Source organism: Micromonospora sp. NPDC003944, assembly GCF_053605225.1.
The window spans coordinates 45,105-53,939 of sequence record NZ_JBSGIV010000049.1; the positions used below are offsets into that span (position 1 = coordinate 45,105).

Below are 8,835 nucleotides of genomic sequence, written 5' to 3' on the forward strand. Positions count from 1 at the left end.
CCGCCGCGACCACCGCGTCAGTCGTCCGTCGGGTCCTCGCCCCGGTCTAGCGCGTCCCACGCCTCGGTGGTCCGCCGCCCCGCCAACGGCGTCGACGGCTCGGCGGGGTCGCGCTGCGTCGACGCGGCCTCCGGAACGGTCCGCGTCGGACGCTCGTAGCGGGCGCCCATCGCCGGCCAGTCACCCCCACGCAACGCCGTCCACCAGCCACCCACGGCGGCCAGCAGGCCGCCGACCAGGCAGAGCGCCGGCCACTGCCGGCTCACCGGGCCACCCAGGTCGGCCACCAGCCCATACCCGCCGCCGGCCGCCACGGCCAGACCGAGCACACCGAGCAGCCCACCGAGCACCCGCCGCAGGTGACCCCGGGTGGCCAGCACCGCGCCACCCCCGGCCAACGTCACCAGGGCCAACGCCGGCAGCCAGGGCAGCAGGCTCGCACCGCTGCGGGTGTCGCGCACCGGCGGCAGCGGCGCCGGACGCACCGTCACCTCGACCGACCAGCTACGCGTCGCGGCCCACAGCGCCAGGCCCGCGCCGACCAGGCAGAGCAACACGGCGTACGTCAACGCGCGCCGGCCCGTGACGGACCGCTGCCCACTCACCGAATGTGCCTTTCGTTCGCGACTGCGGGGCTCCGCTTCGCTGCGCTCCTCGCGCTCACCGAGCTGGCCGGAGAGTTTCGGCGGCGGCGATCGCGGCCAGCACGGCAGCGGCCTTGTTCCGGGTCTCCTGGTCCTCGGCGGCCGGGTCCGAGTCCGCGACGACCCCCGCCCCGGCCTGGACGTAGGCGCGGCCGTCGCGGACGAGCGCCGTCCGGATGGCGATCGCCATGTCCAGGTCGCCGCCGAAGCCGAAGTAGCCCACGGTGCCGCCGTAGAGGCCCCGACGGACCGGCTCCAACTCCTCGATGATCTCCATGGCGCGCACCTTCGGCGCCCCGGAGAGCGTGCCGGCCGGGAAGGTCGCCGCCAGCGCGTCGAAGGCGGTCTGGTCGTCACGCAGCGTGCCGGTGACGGTGGAGACGATGTGCATGACGTGGCTGTACCGCTCGATGGTGGCGAACTCGGGCACCTCCACGCTGCCGGGCTGACAGACCCGACCCAGGTCGTTGCGGCCGAGGTCGACGAGCATCACGTGCTCGGCCCGCTCCTTGGGGTCGGCGAGCAGCTCGGCGGCGAGGGCGGCGTCGGCGGCGGGGGTGCCACCGCGCGGCCGGGTGCCGGCGATCGGGTGCAGCAACGCCCGGCGTCGCCCGTCCGGGGCCGCGGTGACCTTCAGGTGCGCCTCCGGGGACGAGCCGACGATGTCGAACCCGTCGAAGCGCAGCAGGTACATGTACGGGCTGGGGTTGCTGGTGCGCAGCACCCGGTAGACGTCGAGCGGGTCGGCGTGGGTCGTCCGCTCGAAGCGCTGGGAGAGCACGATCTGGAAGCACTCGCCGGCCCGGATCGCCTCCTTGGCCGCCTCCACCGCCTTCGGGTAGCCACCGTCGGGCGTACGGCAGTGCACCTCGCCTGCCGGCGGACGCTCGACCGTGGAGATCATCGGCGGGATGGGGCGGGAGAGCGCCGTGGTCATCGCGTCCAGCCGGCCCACCGCGTGGTGGTACGCGGCGGCGACCTGCGGGGCGCGGTCCGGGGCGTCCAACGGCGGCAGCACCGCGTTGGCGACGAGGATCGCCGAACCGTCGTAGTGGTCGAGCACCACCAGATCGGTGGCGAGCATCATGCCCAGCTCGGGCACGCCCAGGTCGTCCTCGGTCAGCTCGGGCAACCGCTCGAAGCGCCGGATCAGGTCGTAGCCGAGGTAACCGACCATGCCCCCGGTCAGCGGCGGCAGACCGTCGGACGGGTCCCCGACCGGGCCGGCCAGCGCCGCCACGGTCTCCCGCAGCATCCGCACCGGGTCGCCCTCGGCGGCCAGCCCGCTCGGCGGTTGGCCGAGCCAGGTCGCCACGCCGTCGCGTTCGATCAGGGTGGCGCTGCTGCGCACGCCGATGAACGAGTACCGCGACCAGGCCATGCCGGCCGAACCGACGCCCTGCTCGGCCGACTCGAGCAGGAACGTGCCCGGCCCACCGGCCAGCTTCCGGTAGACCCCGACCGGGGTCTCCGCGTCGGCCAGCAGCCGCCGGGTGACCGGAACCACCCGCCAGTCGGCGGCCAGCTCGGTGAAGGTGGCCAGGTCGGGGCTGACAGCGCCGTCGGTCATGGGAGTGCCTCCGGGGTGACGACGGGCAGCTCGGTGTAGAAGCAGGTCCGGTGGCCGGTGTGGCAGGCCGCGCCGACCTGGTCCACGCTGACCAACAGTGCGTCCCCGTCGCAGTCGAGTGCGACCGACCGCACGTACTGGTGGTGCCCCGAGGTCTCGCCCTTGACCCAGTACTCGCGTCGGCTGCGCGACCAGTAGGTGGCCCGGCCGGTGGTGAGGGTGCGGTGCAACGCCTCGTCGTCCATCCAGGCGACCATCAGCACCTCGCCGGAGTCGTGCGCGCGCACCACGGCGGCGACCAGGCCGTCGGCGCTGCGGCGCAACTGGGCCGCGATGGCCGGGTCGAGCCGGGACGGGCGTGCCGGCGCGGGCGCGGCCAGCTCGTTCGGATCGCTGGGGACGCCGGTCACCGGCGGGTCAGGTACGGGCACAGTGAGCAATTCTCCCGCACGCGGCGCGGGCGCCGCCGACCGCTCCCGCCAGGGCGGCGGTGCGGGCCCCGAGGGCCGGGGCTGTGGCGGAGGTCCGGCCGGTCGGGCCAGCTGGGCGACGTAGCGGTCCAGCCGGCCGTCCACCAGGGCGGCGGCCAGGTCCGCGCCGGCGGTGTCGGCGATCTCCTCGGCGTACGGACGGATCAACGGCAGTGTGCCGGTGACCAGCCGGACGGCGGCGGCCCAGAGTTGCCCGGTGGCGCCCGGGCGCAGCCCGAGGCAGAGCAGCATGTCGGTCCGGTAACCGGGTGGGGCCACCGGCAGATCCAGGGCCGCCGCGAAGGCCGCCCGGCGGGAGTGGACCCGTACCGACGGGTTGGCCGGGCGCAGCACCGAGGGGCAGAGCCGCGCCAGATCGGCGACGGCGAGCCGGACCCCGAGGCGGTCGCTCGCCGCGCGGGCGGCTGCGGCCTTACCCAGCGTGGCGATCATCTCTTCCAGTCGGGGCGGTTCGGCGGGCTGGCAGAGCACCGGCAGGTCGATCCGGGGCCGCCAGTGCGGGTCGGCCCAGAGCAGCCGCGCCGGCGCGGTGACCGGCAGCCCGAACGCCCAGTCGGCCGGTTCGCCGAGTCGGTGCACCCAGGACCGGACGTCGCGGGCAGCCACCGACACGTGGGTGACCTGGCCTGCGGACTCGGCCAGGTAGGCGCGGCGGGCCGCGTACGGAGCGCCGCCGACCAACACGTCGAGGTCGACGTCGCTGTGCGCGGTGGCGGCGCGGCGGGCGTGGCTGCCCCGTAGCAGGATGCCGACGACCTGCCGCTCGGCGGCCTGCCGCAACCGCGCGGCCCAATCCTCGAGAAAACCGCTATCCGGTAACGGAGCGTGACCCACGGCGTCATCGTGCCGTACGTCCGATCAGCGCGCAATGCCCGTTGCCGGACTTCGTGTCCGGTCCGGAGCCTACTGCCCGTTCTCGCGGTCCGCGCGATGGTCGACGGGCGGACACCGATCCGGGCCGTTGCGCGCCACGCGGTATTTCATCTAGCGTTGAGTTCAACACGTGATGAGTTTCTGTGGAGGTGCACGATGGACGATGCGATAGCCGTCCGAGACCTGGTCGTCGACCGGGGTGGGCGGCGGGTGCTCGACGGCATCAGCTGCCGTGTCCCGCGCGGCGCGGTCACCGGGCTGCTCGGCCCCAGCGGCAGCGGCAAGACCACGTTCATGCGCGCGGTGGTCGGGGTGCAGCTGGTCAGCGGCGGAACGGTCACCGTGCTCGGCCGACCGGCGGGCACCCCCGCGCTGCGGCACCGGGTGGGCTACCTGACCCAGGCGCCGAGCGTCTACGCCGACCTGACCGTCCGCGAGAACGCCCGCTACTTCGCGGCCCTCTACGGGCGTGGGCGCGTCGAGGCCGATCGGGCGATCAGCGACGTCGGGCTGGCCGAGGCCGCCGGTCAACTCGTCGCCACCCTCTCCGGCGGCCAACGCAGCCGCGCGTCGCTGGCCTGCGCCCTGGTCGGCGAGCCGGAGCTGGTCATCCTCGACGAGCCGACCGTCGGTCAGGACCCGGTGCTGCGGGCCGACCTGTGGGCCCGGTTCCACGCGATGGCCGCCGCCGGCACCACCCTGCTGGTGTCGAGTCACGTGATGGACGAGGCGGCGCGCTGCGACCAACTGCTGCTGATCCGCCAGGGGCGGCTGATCGCCGACGACAGCCCGGCCGCGGTCCGCGCCGCCGCCGGTGTGGACGACCTCGACGAGGCGTTCCTGCGGCTCATCCGGGCCAGCGAGGCCACCAGCACCGACGCGACAGCCGCACGGGAGACAGCATGAACCCGCGAATCCTCGCCGCCACCACCGGCCGCATCCTGCGTCAGCTCCGGCACGACCGGCGGACCATCGCGCTGCTCGTGGTGGTGCCGGCCGTCCTGCTCACCCTGGTCTACTTCATGTACGCCGACCAGCCGACCCCGCCCGGCCAACCGACGACCTTCGACCGGATCGCGCTGGTGATGCTCGGCATCTTCCCCTTCGTGATCATGTTCCTGGTGACGAGCATCGCCATGCTGCGGGAACGCACCTCGGGCACGCTGGAACGGCTGCTCACCACCCCGCTGGGCAAGCTCGACCTGCTCTTCGGGTACGGCATCGCGTTCGGGCTGGCCGCCGCCGTGCAGGCAGCCGTCGCCGCCGCCGTGGCGTACTGGATCTTCGGTCTGGAAACCGCGGGCAGCATCGGGCTGGTGATCGGGATCGCGGTGCTCGACGCAGTCCTCGGCGTCGCCCTCGGCCTGCTGTGCAGTGCCTTCGCGCGCACCGAGTTCCAGGCAGTACAGTTCCTGCCAGTCGTGGTGGTCCCCCAACTACTGCTCTGCGGGCTGTTCGTGGCCCGCGACCAGATGGCCGGCTGGCTCCAGGCGCTCAGTGACGCCTTCCCCCTGTCGTACGCCATCGAGGCGCTGCAGGAGGTCGGCGCCCACGCCGAGCCGACCGGCCGGATGTGGCGCGACGCCGCGGTGGTCCTCGGCGCGGTGGTGCTGGCGCTGGTGCTCGCGGCGGCCACCCTGCGGCGGCGCAGCGGCTGACCGCAGGCGTCGGAGGCGGCGGCCGGCACGGGCAGCCGCCACCGGCGCGGGCGCGGGCCGGGCCACGACGGGCCAGGCGGACGAACGAAGGGCGGCGATGACGCGGCGGACCGGCCGGCGACCCGGCAACCCGGGCACCCGGGAGGCGATTCTCGACGCGGCGCGTACGGCGTTCGCCGACCGTGGCTTCGACGCCGCCTCGATCCGGGCCATCGCCGGCACGGCGCAGGTCGACCCGGCGCTTGTGCACCACTACTTCGGCAGCAAGGACCAGCTGTTCCTGGCCGCGATGAACTTTCCGGTCGACCCTGGTCAGCTGCTGCCGAAGGTGCTTGCCGGCGACCGCGACCGCGTCGGCGAGCGGCTGGTGCGGATCTTCCTCGGCATCTGGGACTCCCCGACCGGCAGCGCCGCACAGGCACTGCTGCGCTCCGCGGTCAGCAACGAGTGGACCGCTCGCCTGCTGCGCGAGTTCGTCACCACCCAGGTGCTGCGTCGGGTGCTGGAGAACCTCGACGTCGACCCGGTGGAGCTTCCGCTGCGGGGTTCCCTGGTCGCCACCCAGATGATCGGCCTGGCCATGATGCGGCACGTGGTACGCCTCGAGCCGGTCGCCTCGGCGGACCCGGAAACCCTGGTGGCCGCGATAGGCCCCACGATCCAGCGCTACCTAACAGCCCCCCTACCAACCTAACCCCGCAAGCCCCGCCCCAGCCCCGCCCCCGCCCCCTCTCGCCGATCTTGCGCTTACTGTCCCGACAAAAGGGATAAGCCGCGTGAATCGGCAACAGTAAGCGCAAGATCGGCGCGGCAGAGCGGGTGGGTGCGGAGGCACGGAAAGGGGCGGTCAGCGGGGTTTGTTCGCTGGGGCTGGGGGGCGTAGTGGGGGCAGGAGGTTCGGCAGCTCGGCGGGGTCGGACAGCGGGCCGGGGAAGGCCAGCCGGACCCGTCGCCGGGCGCCGGGGCGGCCGAGGGCGACCACCAGCCCGTAGCGGTCGATCCGCACCACCCGGGGCGGACCGTCCGGGGTCTGCTCGGTCAGCCCGAGCTGCCGGCGCAGGTACTCCGTCACCTCGACGCCGTGGCACTCGGCGAGGTCGGTGAGCAGCCGGGCCTCGACCGGGTGCACCGGGTCCGGCTCGGCTTCGGCGTACTCCACCGGGTCGATCCGGTGCACGACGCCGGCCCGCTCCCAGCGGACCTCGACCACCTCGAACCGGAACAGCCGGAACCGGGTGCCCAGGTCGAGCAGGTCGCCGGTCGGCTCGACCGCCGCGAAGTCGACAGCGGCCCGGCGGGCCTCGTCGCCGCGCAGCTCGGCCGCCCAACCGGACACCCAGGCGCGACCCAGGCCGGGCGCGCCGGCCGCGGGCGGCAGGTCGAGCACGTCGAGCACCACCGCGACGTCGCTGCCGCCGGCCACTGGTTGCAGGGCGGCGGCCAGGTGGCTCGCCACCGGCACCAGCAGCAGCACCCGCCCGTCGGCGTCGGTGACGTGCCGGGCGTGGTGCGGGCCCGGCCGGTGGGCCAGGTGCACCAGGCCGGGCAGGCGGCCGGCGACGAGGGTACGGACGATCTCGGCGGAGTTGGGCCGCATGGCGCGACCTCCTTCAGAGGTTAGGCTTACCTAACCCGGAGCCTAGAGCACCCGCCCGCCCTCGTCCACCACAGCGCCGCACCTCAGCGGGTCTGCTCCAGCCAGGAGGCGTAGAGCAGGCCGTACACCGAGTCGGCGTCGCGGACCAGCTCGTCGTGCGGGCCGCGCTGGACCACCCGACCCCGGTCCACCACGATCACCTCGTCGGCGGCCTGCGCGGTGGAGAGCCGGTGCGCGATCGCGAGGGTGGTCCGACCTCGGGTGACCGCGTCGAGCGTCCGTTGCAACCGCACCTCCGTCGCCGGGTCCACCGCGCTCGTCGCCTCGTCCAGCACCAGCAGGTCCGGGTCGGCGACGTACGCACGGGCCAACGCGACGAGCTGGCGCTCCCCGACACTGAGCGCCTCACCACGCTCCCCGACGGGCGTGCCCAGGCCGGCCGGCAGACCCTCCAGCCAGTCCGACAGGCCCAGCTCGGTGAAGGCGGTGCTGAGCTGCTCGTCGGTCAGCTCCGGCCGGGCGAACCGGACGTTGTCCCCCACCGTCGCGTCGAAGAGGAACCCGTCCTGCGGCACCATCACCACGCGCGAGCGCAGCGAGTCGAACCGGACGTCGGTAAGCGGCACCCCGGACAGCAGCACCGCGCCGGCCGACGGGTCCATCAGGCGGGTCAGCAGCTTGGCGAACGTGGTCTTGCCGCTGCCGGTCTCACCCACCACCGCCACCCGGCTCTTCGCCGGGATCTCCAGGTCGATGTCGTGCAGCACCGGCGGACCACCCGGGTAGGCGAACCGGACACCGGAGAACCGGATGTCCAACGGCCCGCCCGGCAACTCCCGTCCCTGCTCACCCGGGTCGGCCACATCCGGGGCGACGTCCAGCACGTCGAGCACCCGACGCCAGCCGGCGATCGCGTTCTGCGCCTCGTTGAGCACCTCGGTGGCGATCTGCACCGGCTGGATGAAGAGCGTCACCAGGAAGAGGAACGCGGTCAGCTGACCGATCGACAGCGTGCCGTCCACCCCCAGCAGCACACCGAGCACCACCACGCCGGCCAGCGCCAGCCCCGCCGCCAACTCCCCGACCGAGCTGCCCACGATGCTGATCCGGATCGCCCGCTGCTGCGCCAGACGCTGCCTGTCGATCGCCTCGTCCAGCCGCCGCTCGGTGCGCCCGGCGATCCCGTACGCCCGGATCACCGGCGCGCCCACCACGCTCTCGCCGATCGCGCCGAGCAGCGTCCCGGTGCGCTGGCGCACCGTCGCGTACGCCGTGCCGAGGCGACGTTGCAACTGCCGGATGACGAACACCGCCGGCGCGAACGCGGCCAACACCACAAGGGTCAACTGCCAGGAGTACGCCAGCATGACGGCCGTCGTGACCACCAGCTGACCGAGGTTGACAAGCAGGATCACCCCGCCCCACTGGAGGAACTGGGTGATCTGGTCGACGTCGCTCGTCACCCGCGAGACGAGCGAGCCCCGCCGCTCGGACTGCTGGTGCAACATCGACAGGTCGTGCACGTGTCGGAACGCCCGGGTCCGGACATTGGCCAACGCCGTCTCGCTGACCGTGAACAGCCGGCGCATCATCAGGTAGCCGCAGACCGTGGTGACCGTCAGGATCGCCGCGGTGATCGCCACCACCGACCAGACCACGTCAAGCTTCAGACCACCGACGAGACCCCGGTCGATGCCCTGCTGCACGGCGACCGGCACGGCGACCCGACCGACCATGTAGACCAACGCCAGGCCCAACGTGCCGGCCAGACCGATCCGAAGCTCCGGCGAGAGCGCCAGGCCGCGACGAAGGGTCTGCCAGGTCGTCTCGTCCCGGGCCTCCTGCTCATCCTTGTTCACCGTTGCCGTCACCGGGCCCGCCTTTCGTTCGCGACTGCGGGGCTCCGCTTCGCTGCACTCCTCGCGCTCACCGGGCCCGCCCTTCGTTCGCGCCCGGCCGCCTCGCCCGACGCGTCCTGCGGCTGCGACACTGCGGTGTCGGC

At 73.5% G+C, this 8,835-nt stretch carries 8 protein-coding genes and 1 pseudogene; 3 read left to right on the forward strand and 6 right to left on the reverse strand.

All coding sequences use genetic code 11. The features are described 5' to 3' along the window. Nucleotides 1-17: 17 nt before the first annotated feature. From ACWER9_RS22755 to ACWER9_RS22770, 4 genes and pseudogenes are all read right to left on the reverse strand, one after another. Nucleotides 18-605, reverse strand: coding sequence for a Trp biosynthesis-associated membrane protein (locus ACWER9_RS22755; protein ID WP_452303748.1), 588 nt, complete (start codon nucleotides 603-605; stop codon nucleotides 18-20). Nucleotides 606-660: 55 nt separating this feature from the next. Beyond that, the gene (locus ACWER9_RS22760; RefSeq protein ID WP_452303749.1) at nucleotides 661-2,214 is read right to left on the reverse strand and encodes an anthranilate synthase component I; all 1,554 of its coding nucleotides are present in this window, start codon (nucleotides 2,212-2,214) and stop codon (nucleotides 661-663) included. After that, nucleotides 2,211-2,645 (reverse strand): phosphoribosyl-AMP cyclohydrolase, encoded by a 435-nt coding sequence (gene hisI, locus ACWER9_RS22765; protein WP_452303757.1) that lies wholly within the window; start codon nucleotides 2,643-2,645, stop codon nucleotides 2,211-2,213. Before hisI ends, ACWER9_RS22760 begins: the two co-directional genes overlap by 4 nt. A gap of 207 nt (nucleotides 2,646-2,852) precedes the next feature. After that, nucleotides 2,853-3,137: pseudogene (locus tag ACWER9_RS22770) on the reverse strand (phosphoribosyl-AMP cyclohydrolase); the annotation flags it as partial. A gap of 597 nt (nucleotides 3,138-3,734) precedes the next feature. Here ACWER9_RS22770 and ACWER9_RS22775 point away from each other — a divergent pair. The 3 genes from ACWER9_RS22775 to ACWER9_RS22785 all read left to right on the forward strand — a co-directional run bounded on the left by ACWER9_RS22775 (nucleotide 3,735) and on the right by ACWER9_RS22785 (nucleotide 5,930). Then, nucleotides 3,735-4,484: an ABC transporter ATP-binding protein gene (locus ACWER9_RS22775; RefSeq protein WP_452303750.1), complete on the forward strand. Its 750-nt coding sequence runs from the start codon at nucleotides 3,735-3,737 to the stop codon at nucleotides 4,482-4,484. Continuing rightward, nucleotides 4,481-5,236 carry an ABC transporter permease gene (locus tag ACWER9_RS22780; protein ID WP_452303751.1) on the forward strand — a complete coding sequence of 252 codons (756 nt, stop codon included), beginning with the start codon at nucleotides 4,481-4,483 and terminating at the stop codon, nucleotides 5,234-5,236. Before ACWER9_RS22775 ends, ACWER9_RS22780 begins: the two co-directional genes overlap by 4 nt. Before the next feature lie 97 nt (nucleotides 5,237-5,333). Then, entirely contained in the window at nucleotides 5,334-5,930 is a 597-nt protein-coding gene (locus ACWER9_RS22785) for a TetR/AcrR family transcriptional regulator (protein WP_452303752.1), read from the forward strand. 153 nt (nucleotides 5,931-6,083) lie between these two features. On the opposite strand, the gene ACWER9_RS22790 is transcribed toward ACWER9_RS22785, so the two are convergent. Next, the gene (locus tag ACWER9_RS22790; protein ID WP_452303753.1) at nucleotides 6,084-6,833 is read right to left on the reverse strand and encodes a DUF2470 domain-containing protein; all 750 of its coding nucleotides are present in this window, start codon (nucleotides 6,831-6,833) and stop codon (nucleotides 6,084-6,086) included. Nucleotides 6,834-6,916: 83 nt separating this feature from the next. Continuing rightward, the gene (locus tag ACWER9_RS22795) at nucleotides 6,917-8,704 is read right to left on the reverse strand and encodes an ABC transporter ATP-binding protein (RefSeq protein WP_452303754.1); all 1,788 of its coding nucleotides are present in this window, start codon (nucleotides 8,702-8,704) and stop codon (nucleotides 6,917-6,919) included. Between the last annotated feature and the right edge of the window lie 131 nt (nucleotides 8,705-8,835).